Source organism: Leisingera sp. ANG-M1, from assembly GCF_000813745.1.
GTDB lineage: Bacteria > Pseudomonadota > Alphaproteobacteria > Rhodobacterales > Rhodobacteraceae > Leisingera.
Genome location: NZ_JWLC01000002.1, coordinates 1 through 19670, shown reverse-complemented (window position 1 = coordinate 19670; position 19670 = coordinate 1). Strand labels below are relative to the sequence as shown.

Annotated in this window: 20 protein-coding genes; 8 read left to right on the top strand and 12 right to left on the bottom strand. The window is 62.7% G+C overall.

All coding sequences use genetic code 11. The annotated features are described in order from the left end of the window. Window positions 1-54 precede the first annotated feature (54 nt). From hutI to hutU, 4 genes are read left to right on the top strand one after another with little or no spacing between them, the layout of a single operon-like run. Window positions 55-1263, top strand: coding sequence for an imidazolonepropionase (gene hutI / locus RA19_RS01005; protein WP_039158745.1), 1209 nt, complete (start codon window positions 55-57; stop codon window positions 1261-1263). After that, a complete protein-coding gene (gene hutH / locus RA19_RS01000; RefSeq protein WP_039158743.1) occupies window positions 1260-2783 on the top strand; it encodes a histidine ammonia-lyase in 1524 nt (507 codons plus the stop codon). Before hutI ends, hutH begins: the two co-directional genes overlap by 4 nt. Beyond that, window positions 2780-3562, top strand: coding sequence for an N-formylglutamate deformylase (gene hutG / locus RA19_RS00995; protein ID WP_039158741.1), 783 nt, complete (start codon window positions 2780-2782; stop codon window positions 3560-3562). Before hutH ends, hutG begins: the two co-directional genes overlap by 4 nt. Further along, window positions 3559-5241: a urocanate hydratase gene (gene hutU, locus RA19_RS00990; RefSeq protein ID WP_039158740.1), complete on the top strand. Its 1683-nt coding sequence runs from the start codon at window positions 3559-3561 to the stop codon at window positions 5239-5241. Before hutG ends, hutU begins: the two co-directional genes overlap by 4 nt. 57 nt (window positions 5242-5298) lie before the next feature. Here hutU and RA19_RS00985 read toward each other — a convergent pair whose 3' ends face one another. From RA19_RS00985 to ugpB, 6 genes are all read right to left on the bottom strand, one after another. Continuing rightward, the gene (locus RA19_RS00985; protein ID WP_039158737.1) at window positions 5299-6183 is read right to left on the bottom strand and encodes an HAD-IIA family hydrolase; all 885 of its coding nucleotides are present in this window, start codon (window positions 6181-6183) and stop codon (window positions 5299-5301) included. 1 nt (window position 6184) lies between these two features. Further along, a complete protein-coding gene (locus tag RA19_RS00980; protein WP_039158735.1) occupies window positions 6185-7135 on the bottom strand; it encodes a glycerophosphodiester phosphodiesterase family protein in 951 nt (316 codons plus the stop codon). After that, window positions 7135-8190 carry a sn-glycerol-3-phosphate import ATP-binding protein UgpC gene (locus RA19_RS00975; protein WP_039158734.1) on the bottom strand — a complete coding sequence of 352 codons (1056 nt, stop codon included), beginning with the start codon at window positions 8188-8190 and terminating at the stop codon, window positions 7135-7137. Before RA19_RS00975 ends, RA19_RS00980 begins: the two co-directional genes overlap by 1 nt. Window positions 8191-8202: 12 nt before the next feature. After that, window positions 8203-9054 (bottom strand): sn-glycerol-3-phosphate ABC transporter permease UgpE, encoded by an 852-nt coding sequence (ugpE, locus tag RA19_RS00970; RefSeq protein ID WP_039158733.1) that lies wholly within the window; start codon window positions 9052-9054, stop codon window positions 8203-8205. After that, complete coding sequence (gene ugpA / locus RA19_RS00965; protein ID WP_039158731.1) at window positions 9054-9935, bottom strand: sn-glycerol-3-phosphate ABC transporter permease UgpA; 882 nt, start codon at window positions 9933-9935, stop codon at window positions 9054-9056. Before ugpA ends, ugpE begins: the two co-directional genes overlap by 1 nt. Window positions 9936-10007: 72 nt before the next feature. Further along, entirely contained in the window at window positions 10008-11315 is a 1308-nt protein-coding gene (gene ugpB / locus RA19_RS00960) for a sn-glycerol-3-phosphate ABC transporter substrate-binding protein UgpB (RefSeq protein ID WP_039158730.1), read from the bottom strand. A 139-nt stretch (window positions 11316-11454) separates the two neighbouring features. On the opposite strand from ugpB, the gene RA19_RS00955 reads away from it, so the two are divergent. Continuing rightward, a complete protein-coding gene (locus RA19_RS00955; protein WP_039158728.1) occupies window positions 11455-12354 on the top strand; it encodes a LysR substrate-binding domain-containing protein in 900 nt (299 codons plus the stop codon). An 18-nt stretch (window positions 12355-12372) separates the two neighbouring features. Here the strand turns inward: RA19_RS00955 and RA19_RS00950 are convergent, their stop codons facing one another. Further along, a complete protein-coding gene (locus RA19_RS00950; RefSeq protein WP_039158726.1) occupies window positions 12373-12954 on the bottom strand; it encodes a carboxymuconolactone decarboxylase family protein in 582 nt (193 codons plus the stop codon). 150 nt (window positions 12955-13104) lie between these two features. Between RA19_RS00950 and RA19_RS00945 the strand changes: the two genes are divergently transcribed. Beyond that, entirely contained in the window at window positions 13105-14208 is a 1104-nt protein-coding gene (locus RA19_RS00945) for a hypothetical protein (RefSeq protein WP_039158724.1), read from the top strand. A gap of 74 nt (window positions 14209-14282) precedes the next feature. Here the strand turns inward: RA19_RS00945 and RA19_RS00940 are convergent, their stop codons facing one another. Genes RA19_RS00940 through RA19_RS00925 form a run of 4 tightly spaced genes read right to left on the bottom strand, consistent with a single transcriptional unit; the run spans window position 14283 to window position 17230 of the window. Then, window positions 14283-15332, bottom strand: coding sequence for an aromatic ring-hydroxylating dioxygenase subunit alpha (locus tag RA19_RS00940; protein ID WP_039158722.1), 1050 nt, complete (start codon window positions 15330-15332; stop codon window positions 14283-14285). Between the two features lie 9 nt (window positions 15333-15341). Then, window positions 15342-15677, bottom strand: a complete 336-nt coding sequence (locus tag RA19_RS00935) for a carboxymuconolactone decarboxylase family protein (protein ID WP_039158720.1) — start codon at window positions 15675-15677, stop codon at window positions 15342-15344. A 10-nt stretch (window positions 15678-15687) separates the two neighbouring features. Further along, window positions 15688-16449, bottom strand: a complete 762-nt coding sequence (locus tag RA19_RS00930) for an amino acid ABC transporter permease (RefSeq protein ID WP_039158718.1) — start codon at window positions 16447-16449, stop codon at window positions 15688-15690. Window positions 16450-16465: 16 nt separating this feature from the next. Beyond that, window positions 16466-17230, bottom strand: coding sequence for an amino acid ABC transporter ATP-binding protein (locus RA19_RS00925; RefSeq protein WP_039158716.1), 765 nt, complete (start codon window positions 17228-17230; stop codon window positions 16466-16468). A 116-nt stretch (window positions 17231-17346) separates the two neighbouring features. On the opposite strand from RA19_RS00925, the gene RA19_RS00920 reads away from it, so the two are divergent. Next, window positions 17347-18117 carry a transporter substrate-binding domain-containing protein gene (locus tag RA19_RS00920; RefSeq protein ID WP_039158715.1) on the top strand — a complete coding sequence of 257 codons (771 nt, stop codon included), beginning with the start codon at window positions 17347-17349 and terminating at the stop codon, window positions 18115-18117. Window positions 18118-18150: 33 nt separating this feature from the next. Here RA19_RS00920 and RA19_RS00915 read toward each other — a convergent pair whose 3' ends face one another. Continuing rightward, on the bottom strand, window positions 18151-18759 hold the full coding sequence (locus RA19_RS00915; RefSeq protein WP_052261594.1) for a helix-turn-helix domain-containing protein: 609 nt from the start codon (window positions 18757-18759) through the stop codon (window positions 18151-18153). A 67-nt stretch (window positions 18760-18826) separates the two neighbouring features. On the opposite strand from RA19_RS00915, the gene RA19_RS00910 reads away from it, so the two are divergent. Continuing rightward, complete coding sequence (locus RA19_RS00910; protein WP_039158714.1) at window positions 18827-19567, top strand: creatininase family protein; 741 nt, start codon at window positions 18827-18829, stop codon at window positions 19565-19567. Window positions 19568-19670: the final 103 nt, after the last annotated feature.

The following is a 19670-nucleotide window of genomic DNA, read 5'->3' as shown; positions in this document are numbered from 1 at the left end:
TATCCAAATCCCGTAGTTTAATGCCGGAGAGGCAAGCAAAGGACTCAGGGATCCGTGACAGGGAATTATGTTCTGACAGGCGCGCGGCTGGCTACGATGGCCGGGACGGACGTGCCTTATGGCCTGATCGAGGACGGCGCGGTGGCGGTTTCGGACGGGCGGATTGCCTGGGCCGGGCCGCGGGCGGAATTGCCAGCTGACAATTCGGATTGGGAGCAGCGCGACCTCGGCGGGCGCCTGGTGACGCCGGGTTTCATCGACTGCCACACCCATATTGTTTTCGGCGGAAACCGGGCGATGGAGTTTGAAATGCGCCTGAATGGCGCGTCATACGAGGAAGTCGCAAGGGCAGGGGGCGGCATTGTTTCGACCATGTCGGCGACCCGTGCGGCCTCTTTGGAGGATTTGGTGCAAGGTGCGCTGCCGCGGCTGGACACGCTGATTGCCGAGGGCGTCACCGCGGTGGAGGTGAAATCCGGCTATGGGCTCGACCGGGAAACCGAGCTGAACATGCTGCGCGCCGCCCGCCGCCTGGGTGAGCTTCGCCCGGTGGCGGTGAAGACCACCTTCCTTGGCGCCCATGCCACGCCTGCCGAGTACAAGGGCCGCGATGACGCCTACATCGATGAGGTCTGCATTCCGGCACTGCACGCCGCCCATGCGGAGGGGCTGGTGGATGCAGTCGATGGCTTCTGCGAGAACATCGCCTTTTCTCCTGCCCAGATCGAGCGGGTGTTCAAGGTGGCGCAGGAGCTCGGCCTGCCGGTGAAACTGCACGCGGAACAGCTGAGCCATCAGGGCGGCACCGCTTTGGCCGCGCAATACGGCGCGTTGTCAGTCGATCACGTGGAATACGCCACCGAAAACGACGCGAGAGTGATGGCGGCCTCCGGCTCGGTTGCGGTGATCCTGCCCGGCGCCTTCTACACCATCCGCGAAACCCAGGCGCCGCCGATTGAGCATTTCCGCGCCCATGGCGTGCCGATGGCGCTGGCGACCGATTGCAACCCGGGTTCCTCGCCGCTGACCTCTTTGCTGCTGACGATGAACATGGGCTGCACCCTGTTCCGGATGACGCCGGAGGAGGCGCTGGCAGGCGTCACCCGCAACGCAGCGCAGGCGCTGGGGCTGACGGACCGTGGCCAGATTGCCGCCGGTATGCGGGCTGATCTGGCGGTCTGGGATGTGCAGACACCCGGCGAGCTGGCCTACCGCATCGGCTTCAATCCCCTTCACTCCCGTATCTATGAGGGCAACCAATGATCGAGATGATCCCCGGCACGGTGACGCTTGCCACGCTGGAAGATATCTACCGCAACCTGACACCGGCACGGCTGGACGCATCGGCCCGTGAGCCGGTGGAAGCCGCCGCGCAGATGGTGGCCGAGGCCGCCGCGGGCGAGGCTGCCGTCTATGGCATCAACACTGGATTCGGCAAACTGGCCTCAACAAAGATTGCGCCGGAAGACACTGCCACCCTGCAGCGCAACCTGATCCTGAGCCATTGCTGCGGGGTAGGGGAGGCGCTGCCGGAGGACAAGACCCGGCTTATGATGACGCTGAAGCTCTTGTCGATGGGCCGCGGCGCCTCGGGCGTGCGCTGGCTGGTGATCGACCAGATCGAGAAGATGCTGGCGCATGGTGTGATCCCGGTGATCCCGTCGCAGGGCTCGGTCGGTGCCTCCGGCGACCTGGCGCCGCTGGCGCATATGGCGGCGGCGATGATCGGGGCAGGGGAGGCCACGTTTGAAGGCGCCCGCATGTCCAGCGACGAAGCGCTGAAAAAGGCTGGTTTAGAGCCTATTGTGCTAGGCCCGAAAGAGGGGCTGGGGCTGATCAACGGCACCCAGTTCTCGACCGCCTGTGCGCTGGCGGGGCTGTTTGACGCCTGGCGCATGGCAGAGGCCTCGATGACCATTGCGGCGCTGACCACAGACGCCATCATGGGCTCCACCGCGCCTTTGGTTGCCGACATCCACACCCTGCGCGGCCATGCCGGGCAGATCGACGTGGCGCAGCAGATGCGGGCGATCATGGACGGCTCGGAAATCCGCGAGAGCCACCGCGAGGGCGACACACGGGTTCAGGATCCCTATTGCATCCGCTGCCAGCCGCAGGTGGTGGGCGCGGCGCTGGACGTGCTGCGGATGGCGGCCAAGACGCTGGAGATTGAGGCCAATGCGGTCACCGACAACCCGCTGGTTCTGGTGGGTGAGGGGCGTATCGTCTCGGGCGGAAACTTCCATGCGGAATACGTGGGTTTTGCCGCTGATCAGATCGCGCTGGCGGTTGCCGAAATCGGTGCCATCGCGCAGCGCCGGGTAGCGCTGATGGTCGACCCGACGCTGAGCCACGACCTGCCGCCATTCCTGACGCCTGATCCGGGCCTGAACTCGGGCTTCATGATCGCCGAGGTGACCACCGCGGCGCTGATGAGCGAGAATAAACATCTGGCCAACCCCTGCGTGACCGACTCGACCCCGACCTCGGCCAACCAGGAGGACCACGTGTCGATGGCCGCCCACGGCGCGCTGCGGCTGTCGAAGATGAACGCCAACCTCTCGGTGATCCTGGGCGTCGAAATGCTCTGCGCCGCCCAAGGGGTGGAGGCGCGGGCACCGCTGCAGACCTCGGCACGCCTGCAGGACGTGCTGGCAATGCTGCGCGAGGACATCCCTTCGCTGGCCGAAGACCGCTACCTGGCGCCGGATATCGAAGCTGCCAGCGCCATGGTCCGTGCGGGTCGCGTGGCCGCCGCTGCGGGCGTGGAGGTTTCGGCATGATCGAAGTCACCCAAGGCAGTTCGCCGCTGGTGCTGGGGCTGCCCCACACCGGCACCGATGTACCGCCGGAGATTTGGGAATGCCTGAACGAGACCGGTCAGGCTTTGGCGGACACCGACTGGCATATCCATGATCTGTACTCAGGACTGGTGGAGGAGGTCACAACCGTCCGCACGCCCATCCATCGCTACGTGATCGACGTGAACCGCGATCCGGCTGGTATCAGTCTCTATCCCGGGCAAAACACCACTACGCTGGTGCCGCTGACCGACTTTGACGGTCAGGGGATCTGGCGCGAGGGGCAGGAGCCGGACGAGGCGGAGATCACCCGCCGCCGAGAGGCGTATCATGCTCCCTATCACGCCGCGCTGGAGGCTGAACTGGAGCGGGTAAAGGCCATCCACGGCTTTGCCATCCTCTATGACTGCCACTCGATCCGCGGCGACATTCCTTTCCTGTTCGAGGGACGCTTGCCGGATTTCAACACCGGCACCAATCTGGGGACCACCTGTGACCCTGCGATTGAGGCCATGACCGTGGCCCATTGCGCGGCGGCAGAGGGCTATTCCTCGGTCCTGAATGGCCGTTTCAAGGGCGGCTGGACCACCCGCCACTATGGGCGGCCCGCGGAAGGCCTGCACGCCATCCAGATGGAACTGGCGCAGGCCACCTACTGCCAGGAAAGCCCCCCCTGGAACTATCTGCCGGAGCGCGCGGACAAACTGCGCGCCCATCTCACCCGTATTCTGACTGATCTCAAAAACTGGAGGCCCGCATGAGCGATCCCCGCAAGAACACCCGCGACATCTTTCCGCCCACCGGCCCGGAAATCACTGCCAAGCATTGGGTGACCGAGGCGCCGATGCGGATGATGATGAACAACCTGCATCCGGATGTAGCGGAAAATCCGCATGAACTGGTGGTCTACGGTGGCATCGGCCGTGCTGCGCGGACTTGGAAGGACTTCGACCTGATCGTCGAGAACCTGAAGAACCTGGAAGAAGACCAGACCTTGATGGTGCAGTCGGGCAAGCCGGTTGGCGTGTTCCAGACCCATAAGGACGCGCCGCGGGTGCTGATCGCCAACTCCAACTTGGTGCCGCATTGGGCAAACTGGGACCACTTCAACGAGCTCGATAAGAAGGGCTTGATGATGTACGGCCAGATGACCGCTGGCTCGTGGATCTATATCGGCACGCAAGGCATCGTGCAGGGCACTTATGAGACCTTTGCCGAAGCGGGGCGCCAGCATTTCGGCGGTGACCTCAAGGGCAAATGGATCCTGACCGGCGGCCTCGGCGGCATGGGCGGCGCCCAGCCTTTGGCGGCTGTGTTTGCGGGCGCTTGCTGCTTGGCGGTGGAATGCAACCCGGACTCGATCGACTTCCGCCTGCGCACCAAATACTTGGACGAGAAGGCTGAGACCCTGGACGAAGCGCTGGAGATGATCGAGCGCTGGACCGAGGCGGGCGAGGCGAAATCGGTGGGCCTCCTGGGCAATGCGGCGGATGTCTTTGCCGAGCTGGTGGAGCGTGCCAAGGCTGGCGGCGTGAAGCCTGACATTGTCACTGACCAGACCTCGGCGCATGACCCGGTGAATGGCTACCTGCCGCAGGGCTGGACCATGGCGCAGTGGAAGGAAATGCGCGAAACAGACCCTAAAGCGGTGGAAAAGGCCGCCCGTGCCTCGATGAAGGTGCAGGTCGCGGCGATGTGCGATTTCCACGCGATGGGCATTCCTACCGTCGATTACGGCAACAACATCCGCCAGATGGCGCTGGAGGAGGGGCTGGAGAACGCATTCGACTTCCCGGGCTTTGTGCCGGCCTATATCCGGCCGCTGTTCTGCAAGGGTATCGGCCCGTTCCGTTGGTGCGCGCTGTCGGGCGACCCGGAGGATATCCGCAAGACCGACGCCAAGATGAAGGAGCTGTTCCCCGAGAACGAGCACCTGCACCGCTGGCTGGACATGGCGCAGGAGCGGATTGCCTTCCAGGGCTTGCCCGCGCGGATCTGCTGGATCGGCCTCGGCGACCGTCACAAGGCGGGACTGGCGTTCAACGAAATGGTCCGCAACGGCGAATTGTCGGCACCGGTGGTGATCGGCCGCGACCATCTGGACTCGGGCTCGGTGGCCTCGCCCAACCGCGAGACCGAGGCGATGCAGGACGGTTCCGATGCGGTTTCCGACTGGCCGCTGCTGAACGCCCTGCTGAACACCGCATCGGGCGCAACCTGGGTGTCGCTGCACCATGGCGGTGGCGTTGGCATGGGCTTCTCGCAGCATTCCGGCGTGGTGATCTGCTGCGACGGCACCGAGGACGCCGACCGCCGTATCGGCCGTGTGCTGTGGAACGATCCGGCAACCGGCGTCATGCGCCACGCGGATGCAGGCTATGACATTGCCAAGGATTGCGCGCGCGAGCACGGGCTGAACCTGCCTGGTATTCTAGGCTGACATCTTGGGCTGAATTGATAAGGCCGGAATTCGATTTCGAATTCCGGCCTTTGTTTCTCAGATCCGCTCCAGCCTGTAATCGGGATGGATGCCTGACGCTGTGATGAATTCTTCCGGATCCTGGCCAGCAAGCACCCCGTCGCGGGTCACAAGAACCGTTTTCCACCCCTGCGCTGCAGCGCCCAGAATGTCGGTGTGCAGCGTGTCGCCGCACATCACGATGCGCTCCGGCGCAACGCAGGGCAGCGTTTGCGCGGCCAAGGCATAGACCTCCTCATAGGGCTTGCCGAAGAACCGCACGTCCGTCTGCCCCTGGTCCGCCAGTTGATGGCCGTAGAAACCAGGCTCTAGCGAGAGGCCATCGCTGCGCGGCGCCACCAAGTCCGCGTTGGCGATCAGCACCGGGCGCGGGGCTTGCTGCAGGCTGGCGGCCAGGATGGCCTGTTTCCCGGCGTCCCATTCAGCGCTCGACAGAAACAGGAACCCCTCGGCCCGGGCATAGGCTGCCGCATCCCGGGCCAGCCGCAGGGCAGGGGAGGGGATGTCCTCGAGCCTGTCATCCCGGGCGGCGATCCCCCCCCATAGGCGGTTGTCCAGCGCCTGCAGGGCCGCATCGCGGCTGGTGATGATTTCGTCCGGTGCCACCCGCATTCCCAAGGCGTGGAATTTCTCCAGCGTCTTCGCCTTGCCGTTGCTGGCGGCATTGGAGAGTATGCGGATGGAGCAGCCTGCGTCCCGCAACTGGTCCAGCCTCTCCGCCGCGCCGGGGATCGGTTCGGTGCCGACGTTCAGGACACCGAAGGCATCAAAAACAAAAGCATCTCCCTCGTCCTGCAGATCCAGCAGAGAGGAGATTGCCTGTGTTCCGGGCCGGGTCCGGTTCTGCGGCAGCCGGGGGCGCAGCTCCTCGTAACGGGCAAAGACGCTGTGAACGGTCTCCATTTTAGCGCTCTGCTGCGGGCAGCCAGTGCATGCCTTGTTTCAACAGCAGGCGCTGCACCCGGCCGGGGTAGTCGGAGCAAATCACGTCCACGCCGAGGGTGATCATGCGGTCGATGTCCTCGGGCTCGTTGACCGTCCACACCATCGTCGTCAGCCCCAGATCGCGTGCCAGCACCAGTGCGTCTGCGGTGATGTCCAAGTAATAGGGGCACCAGAACTGGCCCTTTGCGGTGGCCACCCGGGCGGGCAGGTCGAGCACACTGCAGCCGGCCACAGGGTTCACCTCCTTGGAGGAGTCCTCCCCCACATCCGCATCGTTTTCCGGCAGCTGGGTGAGGAAGGAGGCGGGCATTTCCGGCGCGATGCGCTGGCAGTCTGCGAGCAAATCCCAGTCGAAACTGTGCAGCACGGTGCGGGGTTGCATTTCAGCATTGCGCACGTCGGCCACCACGGTTTCGACCAGCCTTTGCCGCGCGGCGGTGTCGGCCAGCAGGTCCGGGTCGGATTTAATTTCCAGGAACAGGTGGACGTCCTGGTGCTGGGGCCTCTGCAGCAGCGCCAGCAGGTCGGCCAGCCGCGGGATGCGCACACCGCTGAGGAAGGCCTGATCAGGGAAGCGCTGGCCATAGGCGCTGGAACTGTCGAGACCGCCGGCGTCGTATTGCTGCAGCTCGGCATAGGTGAGGGCGGCGACCTTGGGTTCCTCGCCCTGCAGCCAATTGCCCTCGGCATCGCGCACCATCGAGCGGGTCAGGCGGTGGTTGTGGGTGATCACGACCACGCCGTCGCGGGTGGCCGTGACGTCCAACTCCAGCAGTTTCACCCCGGTGTTCAGGGTAAACTCGAAGCCCTCCATTGTGTTTTCCGGCAGCACGCCGCGGGCGCCGCGGTGGCCGGCCAGACGGATTACGCCGGGCTCGCCAGTGAAGGCGCGGATCTGAGGGTAGCGCATCAGATGTCCAGACGTTTGCCGGAGCCGGTGTCGAACAGGTGGGTCAGCTCTGCTGCTGCCGAGAAGCGGCGGATGCTGCCGATACCGTCGTTCGCGTGGCCGGGGACGCTGGCGGTGATGCTGTGGCCGGTGCCGTGAAGGCGGCCGTGGATCAGGGTGTTGGCGCCGAGCTGCTCCAGCATGTCGATCTCAATGGCGATGGGGCCGTTTTCGTCTTCGTTCAGGTGTTCCGGGCGCAGGCCCAAAGTGGCGGCACCGGAATAGCTTGAGGCCACGGGTAGCAAACCGCCGCCGGGCAGGGTGGCGTGGCCCGCGCTGATCTCGGTGGGCAGGAAGTTCATCGCCGGGCTGCCGATGAAACCCGCGACAAACATCGAGGCCGGACGGTCATAGAGCTCGATCGGGGTGCCGAACTGCTCGACATAGCCGCCGTTCAGAACCATCAGCCGGTCGCCGAGCGTCATTGCCTCAACCTGGTCATGGGTCACGTAGATCGAGGTCACCCCCAGCCGCTGCTGCAGCTTGCGGATTTCCAGGCGCATCTGCACCCGCAGCTTGGCATCGAGGTTGGAGAGCGGCTCGTCGAACAGGAACACCTGCGGGTCGCGGACGATGGCGCGGCCCATGGCGACGCGCTGGCGCTGGCCGCCCGACAGCTGGCGCGGTTTGCGGTCGAGGTATTGTTTGATCTCCAGGATCTCGGCGGCCTCTTCGACGCGGCGGTTGATCTCGTCCTTCGGCAGTTTGCGGATCTTCAGGCCGTAAGCCATGTTCTGACGCACCGACATATGCGGATAAAGCGCGTAGTTCTGGAACACCATGGCGATGTCGCGCGCTGAGGGTTCCAGCTCGTTCACCCGGCGCCCGCCAATGGCAATCTCGCCGGAGGTGACGGTTTCCAGCCCCGCCACCATCCGCAAAAGGGTGGACTTGCCACAGCCGGAGGGGCCGACGATGACGATGAACTCGCCATCCTTGATGTCGCCTTCGATGTGGTGAAGCACCTCGGTCGGCCCGTAGGACTTCACCAGGTCTTTGAGTTGAATGTCTGCCATCTGTCAGGCGCCTTACTTATCGGTTTCCGTCAAGCCCTGCACAAAGAGCTTTTGCATTGCGATGACCACAAACACTGGCGGGATCATCGCCAGAAGGGCCGTGGTCATGATGATGTTCCATTGCGGGCTCTGCTCGGCCGCTTCCAGCATCTGCTTGATCGACATCACGATGGTGGTCATCGAGGTGTCGGTGGTGATCAGAAGCGGCCAAAGGTACTGGTTCCAGCCGAAGATGAAGAGGATCACAAACAGCGCTGCGATATTGGTGCGCGACAGCGGCAGCAGGATGTCGAAGAAGAACCTGAGCGGCCCGGCACCGTCGATGCGGGCGCTTTCCAGCAGCTCATCGGGCACCGTCAGGAACACCTGGCGGAACATGAAAGTTGCCGTGGCCGAGGCGATCAGCGGGATCGACAGGCCCCAGTAGCTGTTCAGCATTCCTAGGTTCGCGACAACCTCGAAGGTGGGCAGGATCCGCACCTCGACCGGCAGCATCAGGGTGATGAAAATCATCCAGAAGAAGCCCATGCGGAATGGGAACTTGAAATAGACGATGGCAAAGGCCGACAGCAGGGAGATTGCAATCTTGCCGGTCGAGATCATCAGCGCCATAGCCAGCGAGTTCAGCAGCATCAGCCAGACCGGCGCCTGCTCGGTGCCGCTGAGGCCGGAGCCGAACAGGGTTTGCTTCATGTTCGCCAGAAAGTACTCGCCGGGCCACAGCGGCAGCGGCGCCTGGTTCATGCGCAGCTCGTCATGGGTGGAAGCAACAAAGGTTATCCACACCGGCAGCGCAATGGCAAAGACGCCGAGGATCAGAACCAGATGGGTGAGGAAGGCGGTGAGGGGGCGGTGTTCGACCATCAGTATGCCACCTTTCTTTCAACAAAACGGAACTGGACCACGGTCATCGCGATCACCAGCACCATCAGCACCACCGACTGCGCGGCGGAGCCGCCAAGGTCGAGGCCGACAAAGCCATCATTGAACACCTTGTAGACCAGGATAGTGGTGGAGGTGCCGGGGCCGCCCTGGGTCACGGCGTGGATGATGCCGAAGGTCTCGAAGAAGGCGTAGACCATGTTGATTACCAGGAGGAAAAAGGTGGTGGGCGAGATCAGCGGGAAGATGATGGTCCAGAAGCGGCGCGCCGGGCCTGCGCCGTCGATGGCGGCGGCCTCGATCACCGAATTGGGGATCGACTGCATGGCAGCAAGATAGAACAGGAAGTTATAGGCGACCTGCTTCCAGGCAGCGGCGAGGATCACCAATGCCATGGCTTGATTGCCGCTCAGGTAGTGGTTCCAGGTGATGCCTGCGAATTCCAGGAAATAGGGGAAGATGCCGAGGGTCGGGTTGAACATGAAAACCCAGAGCGCACCGGCCAGAACCGGGGCCACCGCATAGGGCCAGATCAGCAGGGTGCGGTAGAACATGGCGCCGCGCACGACCCGCTGGGCAAAGCCTGCGAGGATCAGAGCAAAGCCCATCGACAGCGCAGCCACCAGCAGTGAAAACACCGCGGTGCGCTGGAAGCTGGCCAGGTAGTGGTTGTCGGTTGCGAGGATCTGGAAATTCTCGAACCAGACAAATTCGGTGCCGAGGCCAAAGGCGTCTTCGATCAAAAAGGACTGATACATCGCCTGGCTGGCGGGCCAGATGAAGAACACTAGCGTAATGAGGATCTGCGGCGCGACCAGCAGATAGGGCAGCGCCGAGGTTGGGAAATGCACCCGTTTGAGCATGAAAGGCCCCAGTCAGAAAGTTGACCCTGCCGCCCCGGGGAAGGGGCGGCAGGGCCGGGTCGTCAGGATAGGTTAGGAGGGATTGGCGGTGCGCTCGAATTTGCGCAGCAGGTCGTTGCCGCGTTCAACCGCAGCGTCCAGAGCTTCCTGCGCGGATTTCTCGCCGCCCCACAGGGCTTCCAGCTCTTCGTTGATCACGTCGCGGACCTGAACGAAGTTGCCATAGCGCAGGCCGCGGCTGTTGGCGGTCGGGGTGTTCAGGCTCAGCTGCTTGATCGCGGTGTCGGTGCCGGGGTTGCTTTCATAGAAACCCTGTTCCTTGGACAGCTCGTAAGCGGCGGTGGTGATGGGCACATAGCCGGTCTCCTGGTGCCACCAGGCCTGGACCTCGGGTGAGGACAGGTAGCTCAGGAACTTGGCGGTGCCTTTGTATTCCGCCTCGTCATGGCCTTCGAGCACCCACAGGGTGGCGCCACCGATGATCGAGTTTTGCGGCGCGTCGGCCACTTTGGTGTCCAGCGGCAGCATGGACTGGCCGAATGCGAACTCTGCCTGCGACGAGATCGAGCCGTAATAGGCCGAGGAGTTCATCCACATGCCGCATTCGCCGTTGGTGAACATCGGCAGGCTGTCGCCGCGGCGGCCGCCGTAGACAAACAGGCCGTCCTTGCCCATGGAGGCGACGTCATCCAGGCGCGCAGCCACGCTGGCGTTGTTGAAGGTGAGTTCAGTGTCGAAACCGGCAAAGCCGTTTTCCTTGGTGCCGGTGGGCAGGTTGTGCCAGGCCGAGAAGTTCTCGATCATCACCCAGGACTGCCAGCCGAAGGAAACGCCGCATTTCATGCCGTTGTCGACCAGCTTCTGCGAGGCGGTTTTGACTTCGTCCCAAGTGGTGGGAACTTCGGCGCCAGCTGCGTCCAGCGCGTCCTTGTTGTACCACAGGACGGGGGTGGAGCTGTTGAAGGGCATCGACAGCAGCTCGCCTTCCGGGGTTTCATAGTAGGAGACCACCGCGGGCAGGAAAGCGTCGCCGTCAAAGGCTTCGCCTGCGTCGTTCATCAGTTTTTCGACCGGGTAGATGGCGCCTTTGGCGGACATCATGGTGGCGGTGCCGACCTCGAAGACCTGCACAATCTGTGGGTGTTCTTTGGCACGGAAAGCGGCAATCGCCGCAGTCATGGTCTCAGTATAGTTGCCCTTGTAGACGGGCACGATCTTGTACTCGTCCTGGGTTGCATTGAAGTCTTCGGCGATCTTGTTGACGCGTTCGCCATTGGTGCCGCCCATGGCGTGCCACCACTGAATTTCGGTTTCTGCAAATGCGGTGCTGCCAGCAACGGCCAGAACAGCCGAGGCGCAGAGCAAGGATTTAACGGACATGAGCTTCTCTCCCAAAGTTGGCTCTGCGGATAGCTTTTGGCGTGCCTGAAAAATAATTCAAGCAAAAGTTTTTTGACAAATTTCATAACATGATGTTATGCCGTGCCGTGATTGTTACCTTTGAGAAACGGCTAACCCCTTGAAATTCAAACTCCGCCAGCTCGAGGCCTTTCAGGCCGTCGCCCGCACAGGTTCTGTCACCCGCGCCGCCGAGACGTTGGGGATTTCCCAGCCCGCTGCCAGTCGGCTGCTGTCTGATTTCTCGAAATCGGTGGCAGTGGAGCTGTTCACCCGCAAGGACGGCTTGCTGATTCCCACCTCAGAGGCGCGCTATCTGTTGTCCGAGGTGGGCCGGGTGTTCGACAGTCTGAACCATTTGGAGGAACTCAACCGGGACTTGACCGAGCGTACCGCGGGGCATCTGCGTATCGCTTGCCTGCCGGGGTTTGCCACGGCGCTTCTGCCCAAGCTTTTGGCCGGGTTCCTGGAGCACCGCCCCGGCGTGCGGCTGACGCTGGAGCCGGACCGGCCGGAGCGGATTCTGGAGTGGATCATCGGTGAGCAGTATGACTGCGGCATCACCGACGGGTTTGCCTCGCATCCGGCGGTGGAGAACATCGACGTGCCGGTCCGCAGTGTTTGTGTTCTGCCGCAAAATGACCCGCTGGCAGAACAGGATGTTATCACGCCGCATGATTTGCGGGACCGCAAGATCATTCACACCCGCCGCGACAGCCCGTTTTTCCGCCGCCTGCACAAGGCGTTTTCCGAATCCGGGGTGGAATTGAACAGCTGGATCGAGGTGCGGCAGTTCTCGACGGCTTGCATCATCATCAGCCAAGGGCAGGGCGCCTCGGTCGTGAGCGCCCTGGATGCGGAGCAATTCCGCGGCCAGAACATCGCTATCGTGCCTTTCGCGCCAGAGATTCACCACCGGCTGTCGATCCTGCGGCCGGTGTCGGGCAGCCGCTCGCTGCTGGCGCTGGATTTCCTGGATGCCTTTGTGGAAAGTCTGGAACCGTTCCGCGCCGATCTGTGACCGGCGCGGCGCTAACGGTTAATCGTCGCCCTTGTAGTAGCCGATCACGTCGTTCTCGGTGGTGGCGCCGAGGCCGTTCAGCAAACGGTTCGAGTAGTTGAAATAGGCGCAGACCTGGTTCACCTCCAGGATCTCGCCATCGTCGCAGCCTGCGATCTTGAGTGCTTCGAAATCGGATTTCACCATTTTGCCCACGTCGGTGGTGAGCTTGCCGGCATAACGAAGCAGGGCCAGTTCCTTGCCTTCGAATTCGTCCTCGGGGCGGTGCGCCTTGAGCGCGGTGAAGATCCGGTCGCTGCGCGGCTGGTCTTTCAGCAGGTTCCGCACGTTCATGAAGTGATGGGTCAGCGAGTAAGTGCAATCGTTCAGGATCGAGGTGTAGCTGGCGATGACCTCAAGAAACCAGAACGGCAGCTTGTTGTCGTCCGAGTGCAGCACCGAACGGTAGAGGGTCACATGGCCGTTCATGGTCTCGGGCCGCAGCGAATGCACCCGCATCACCGTGTCGACGGTGCCGTGCGGGGTGCGTGCCTTGTCCAGCAGGTCCTTGAGCCGGCCCTCGGCCTTCTCGTCCGGGATCATCTCAATCCATGCGCTCATCTGGGTCTCTCCGCGTTTGCCTGGGCAAAGGATAGGGGAAAGCGGCACCTTAATGACAGTAGAAAATTCTACTGAGGTGAAAATTCTTCTGGATCGGAATCAGGTGCCGCAGGTAACATCCGCGTGAGTTTCGCGAGGGAGGAGTGCGGCATGCTGGAAAAGGATCTTCAGGCCGGGGCCAGGAACTTGCTGGTCAACTGCGGCGGCTTGGGCGCCGGGAACCGGCTGCTGGTCCTGTGCGAGGATCCGGCGAATGGCTACTACGACCAGGCGATTGGCGATGCGGTGCTCGAGGGCGCGCGGGAGCTGGGGATCGCGGCGCAGGCAGAGATCCTGCCGTTTGATCCGATGGGCGCTGCGCTGCCGTCTGATCTGGTGGCGCGGATGAAGGCCGCTGACCGGGTGCTGTTCCTGTCCCGCAGCGGCGACCAGATCCGATTCAACGCCGATATGCAGGGGATACGCCCGATCATGTCTTATGCGCTGGACGCCGGGATGCTGGCCTCTGGTTTCGGACGGGCAAGCTATCAGGGGTTCGTGGCGCTGAAGGATGCGGTGAATGCGCTGTTTGCCAAAGCTGAGCATATCCGGGTGACCTGCCCGCTGGGCACTGATTTCAGCGGTCCCGGCGCGGCTTATCCCAAGTCCGGCGCTGCGGATGTCGCAGTGGCGCGGTTCCCGATGTCGGTGTTTGCACCGGTGCCTGCGCAGGGGTTTTCCGGCGTAGTCATGCAGGACGGCTTCCTGGTGGGGACCGGATCGAAGTTTTATGAGCCTTACGGCTGCGACCTGCAGGCGCCCTTGGCGGTGCATTTCCGCGATAAAGTGCTGGAAGAGTTCGAGGGCCACGAGATGGACGTGCATTGCGCCCGGATGCATTACTCCAAGGTGGGCGAGCAGTTCGGGCTGGACCCGCTGACCATGCATTCCTGGCATGCGGGTATTCATCCGGGCTGTGCCTTTTACACGCCGGCAGCTGAGAACTTTGTGCGCTGGAGCGGTGCCGCCTTCGGAAATCCGCGGCTGCTGCATTTCCACACTTGCGGGCATTATGCGCCGGGGGAGATTTCGCTGAACGTTCTGGATCCGACCATTGAGATTGATGGTGTAGCAGTCTGGAGAGACGGAGTGTTCGATCCGCGACTGGTGCCTGGCGGTTCTGAGATCCTGGAGCAGCACCCTTGCATCCAGGCGGTGTTCGACGCTCCCGCGCAAGCGGTGGGGCAGGGGCCTGGCGGGCGGCTTGCAGGCTGAAATCCGGCACGGATTTCAGCCAAGAAAAATCGACTTTTCCTGGCCGGTTTCATTTTAAATAACCGGCCTCCTTCTCATCCCGCCTCGGCTTTGATTTGCCGGGCAACACGGGTGCGGAACCGCATGGCGCCCGCATCAAGACCCAGGTTGATATAGGGCGACTTGCGGCCCGCCATACCGGTCTGGACGTATTCCAGAACGTCCTTGTCCTCGGTGAAGGCCATCACCGCGCCGTCGAACATCCGCTGCGACATCGCCTCGTCCTCTGCGTGCATATTGCGGTGCTGGAACCAGAAATAGCGTGACCGCCCGCCATCCACCGGGGTGATGAAATTATAGGAGATGTTCACGAAAGCATTGGCGGAGAGGGGCACATCCTTGCCGCCTTCGCCTTCGGGCGCATAGACCGACATGTTGATGGCGGTCGCGGGCAGGCGGCATTCGTAATGCTGCTTGCGGTCGCAATTGGGGCCGAAGGGCAGCATCGGCTTGTAGTAGGGGGCCGGCGGCTCGCCGTGGATCCAGCGGGAGACGATGACGCCGTCCTCGGTCTCCTCCAGGTCCAGCGGCCGGTTGTCGGTGCCGGCCCCGGCGAATGAAGTCAGATGCACCCAGGCCACATGGCTGGGGTCTAGCAGGTTGTCGGTGATGTAGAGGTAATGGCAGGCCATCTCCATCGCGCCTTTGGCGGTCTTGCCCCAGGCGGGATTGTCAAAGTTCGGAATGTCGATGATCTTGCCCCGGTCGGCTTCTTCAGGCGCGCCCATCCACAGCCACAGAAAGCCCCAGCGGTCCTCGGCCGGGTAGGAATGCACCGCGGCGCGGCGCGGCGGGTTGTCGAGCTGGGTTGGTGCAATCACGCATTCGCCGCTGCAGTCAAACGTCAGCCCGTGGTAGCCGCAGACCACATGGTCGCCCTCGATGCTGCCGCGCGACAGCGGCAGCTTGCGGTGCGGGCAGGCGTCCTCCAGCGCGATCGCCTTGCCTTGGGTGTCGCGGTAGATCACGATCTGCTCTTCCAGCATGGTGAGCGCGGTCAGCTCGCGCCCGAAATCCTCGCTGCGCCCTGCTACATACCAGCAGTTGCGCACATATCCTTCGCCGCCGATCAGATCCGGTCTCATACCTGCCTCTTACTCTGAAAACACATCAAACGCTTTCAGCGCCTTGGCGCTGTAGGCATAGGAAGGCCCGCCGCCCATGTAGGTGGCCATGGCCAGCGCCTCGCACAGTTCTTCGCGGGTGGCGCCGAGACGCACCAGCGAGCGGACATGGAAACCGATGCAGCTGTCGCAGCGGGTGGCGATTGCGATGCCCAGAGCCATGAATTCCTTGGTCTTCTCGCTCAGCGCGCCGTCCTTTTTGGCAGCTTGGCCCATGACGCCAAAGCCGCGGACGGTGTCGGGAACCTCCTTGGAGAAGGTGCCGATGTTGGCCTCAGTCTCGGCCATGAAGTCTTTCCATTCCATGTTTCTCTCCTCAGCCTCTTTCGTCCGACCCCATCCGGCGTTCCAGCCAGCGCACGCCTGCGCTGATGATCAGAACCAGCACCAGGTATTCGAGGATCAGCAGGGTGTAGATTTCCAGCGGGCGGTATTCGCTCACCACCAGCTCGTTGGCGCGCCGGGTCAGCTCCTGCATACCGATGACCGAGGCGAAGGCGCTCATCTTGACGATGTAGATGAACTGGTTGGCCAGCGGTGGCAGGATGCGGCGGATTGCCTGCGGCAGGATCACGTAGCGCATGGTTTGCAGGTAGTTGAGGCCGATGGTCTGGGCGGCCTCGGTCTGGCCCTTGGCAATCGATTGGATGCCTGCGCGGTAAATCTCGGCGGTAAAGGCGCTGTCCGACAAGGCGAGCGTGATGATCGCGCCCCAGAACGGGTCGATCGGCACGTTCATCCCCATCTCGCGGAAGATGATCGGCAAGCCGTAGAACACCCAGAACAGCATCGGCAGCAGCGGGATCGAGCGGATGAACTCCACATAGATGCGGTTCACCATCCGCCAGCCGCGGCTTTTGGCGAGGCCGGGCAGGGCGACGATCAGGCCGAGGCCGATGGAGATCGCGGCAGCAATCACCGAGATCAGAATGGTGTCGCCCATGCCGGAGATCAGGAATTTCACGTTCACCCAGCCGCTGGGGGTCAGCGGGTTGATGACATACCAGCCCCAGGTCGAGGAGCTGGAGCAGCCTGCAAGCGCCAGAAGGGGCAGCAGAAGGATCAAGGTCTTTTTCATTACGGGATCTTTCCGGTCAGTGCTGCAGGATCTGCGACAGGAACTTTTGGCAGCGCGGCGAGCGGGGCGAGCCGAAGAACTCCTCGGGCGGGCCCTGCTCAACGATTTCGCCGGCATCCATGAACACCATCTGGTCGGCCACCTTGCGGGCAAAGCCCATTTCATGGGTCACAACCACCATGGTCATGCCTTCCTCGGCCAGCTCGACCATCACATCCAGCACTTCCGAGATCATTTCCGGGTCCAGGGCGGAGGTCGGTTCATCAAACAGCAGCACCTTAGGCTCCATGCAAAGTGAACGCGCGATTGCCACCCGCTGTTGCTGGCCGCCAGACAGCTGGCCGGGACGTTTATGCGCCTGATCCGGGATGTGCACCCGCTCCAGGTAGTGCATTGCCTTGGCTTCTGCTTCGGATTTGGAAATGCCGCGCGCCTTGATTGGACCCAGCGTCAGGTTCTCCAGCACCGTCAGATGCGGGAACAGGTTGAACTGCTGGAATACCATGCCGACGTCGGAGCGGATCGCGGCCACCGACTGCGGGTCGTTGGTCAGCTCAATCCCGTCGACCCGGATGCTGCCTTTCTGGTGCTCCTCCAACCGGTTGATGCAGCGCACCACGGTGGACTTGCCGGAACCGGAGGGGCCGCAGATCACAACCTTTTCACCGGACCTGATCGACAGGTTGATGTCCTTCAGCACATGAAACGTGCCATACCATTTGTTTACTCCGGCCAGCTCAATGGCGGCGTCTGCGGGCTGTGGCTGGGTGGTCCTAGGCATATTTTTCTTCCCAAGAAAAATTTTTCTTGAGATTAACTACCGGTCTGCCGTTAAATCAAGCATCAAATCTGCTACTTTTCCTAGGCAGTCAAAGAACGCACCAACGGGAGACACCAATGAAACGCTTTATCAAGGCTGTAGCGGCCGCAGCTGTAACTGTTGCGCTGACGGGGGCTGTGCAGGCGCAATCCGCCCTGAACGAGATCCTGGACAGCGGCGTGCTGAAGGTTGGCACCACCGGCGACTGGAACCCGATGACGCTGCGCGATCCGGCCACCAACAGCTACAAGGGCTATGATATCGATATCATGGCCGAGCTTGCCAAGGATCTTGGCGTCGAGGTGGAGTTTGTGCCCACCGACTGGAAAACCCTGGTCAACGGCGTGGTTGCCGGCAAGTACCACATCACCGGCTCGGCTTCGATCTCGCCGCCGCGGATGAAGGTTGCGGGCTTCTCCGACAGCTATATCGCGGTAGAGATCTTTCCGTTTACCACCAAGGACAAGGCGGGGAATTTCTCGGGCTATGACTCGATCAACCAACCGGGGGTGAAAGTGGCGACCACCTTGGGCACCACTTTCGAAAAACTGGCGCGCGAATGGTTCCCGAATGCCGACATCAAGGTGGTCGAGGCACCGGCGCGCGGTTTCCAGGAAGTGCTGGCAGGACGCGCGGATGTGTTCATCACCTCCAACATCGAAGGCTCCACCCTGGAAGCGAAATTCCCGGTGACCCGGGTTCCGGACACTGGCCCGCGCGCGCCGTCGCCGATTGCGATGCTGCTGCCGCAGGATGACCAGGTCTGGATCAACTACGTGAACAACTGGGTGAAGGTGAAGAAGGCCAAGGGCTTCTTTGAGGCCAACCGCGAGAAGTGGGGCCTGTAAGGCGCTTTGGCGCAGCCCTTCCCGGCTGCGCCTTTAGATCTCGCTGGTTTCGGCTTTGGTGACCATGGTGATGAAACTCACCTTTTGCGTTTTCAGCTCCACCGGCCCATGGGCGTTGCTGCTGTCAAAGCTGATGCTGTCGCCGGGCTTCATGTCATAGGTGGCGTCGCCGCATTGGAACACCATCTCGCCGCTGGTGATATGCATGAACTCCAGCCCGCGGTGGCGGTACAGCGGCCGCTGCTTCAGCGGCTGTTCCAGCGTCACTGCGAAGCTTTCGAAACTCACGTGGCTGTCTCCGGCCCGGCCGATCATCTTGTAAGTATGGCCAAAGCCGCTGCCCAGCCGCTGCACCGTCATGCCTTCGCCCGCAGCCACAAAGGACACGTCCGAATGCTCCACCGTTCCGGCAAAGAAGTTGATCAGCGGCGCGCCGATGCCGCCCGCCAGCGCCTCCAGCGTCGTCAGCGAGGCGGAGACCTGGCCGCGCTCGATCTTGGAGATCATCGCTGTGGACACGCCAGAGCGTTCCGACAGCCCGGCCAGCGTCAGCCCGGCCAGCATCCGGTGGGTCTTGACCGCGGCGCCGACCAGCTGGTCCAGCGCGGGTTTTTCAATCTCAGCGGGCGATGAATCTTCCATTGCCACAGACTATGCCGCCTGCAGCCAAAGGAAAAGCTGTCCCAGGCGGAAAAGACAGGAGACGGACATGCAACTCGCCCATATGACCTGGCAGCAAGTGGAGGCCCGTCTGCGGGAAGGTGCCGCGGTGATGGTGCCGGTGGGCTCGACCGAGCAGCACGGTCCGATGGGGCGGATCGGCACCGACACGATCTGCGCCGAAGCCGTGGCGCTGCGGGCGGCGGAACTGTGCAGTGCCATCGTTGCGCCAGCGCTGGCTTATACTCCGGCGCCGTTCAACACCGCCTTTCCCGGCACCGTCTCGATGCCCGAGGATCTGTTCCAGGCCCATGCGGCTGCGGTGTTCCGCGGTCTGCTGGCACAGGGGTTTGCCGGCATCTTTGTTGTAAACGGCCATGGCGCGAACGTGGCGCCCCTGCGGCGCGCGGCGGAGGATCTGGCACCAGGCCGCGTCGTCTTGCGCAGCTGGTGGGAACCGGAAGAGGTGAATGCGCTGCGGAAAGAGCTTTATGGCGATTGGGAGGGGATGCACGGCACCCCCTCCGAGGTTGCCATAACCCAGGCCTTGCTGGGGGAGCTGCCTGCGGGCGAAGCGGCAGAGCCGCCGCGGAGGCTGAACGCGGAATTCATAAAGGCCCATGCGGGCGACAAGCACGGGCCGCCGGAAGAGCACCGGGCCGAGTTTCCGGATGGGCGGGTCGGCTCTCATTCCGCGCTGGCCACGCCGGAGGACGGCGCGCGGCTGCTGGCGGCCGCGGCGCGGGGGATTTGCGAAGACTTCCTGGCGTTTTCGGCGCGCGGAGCCTAGCCGGCCGGGGGTGTCTCCAGCAGCCGCCGCTGTGCGGTGTTTTTGGCGTCCCCTAGGTGCCGTTCGATGGCCGCACGCGCCGCGCCGGCATTTCCTGACACGA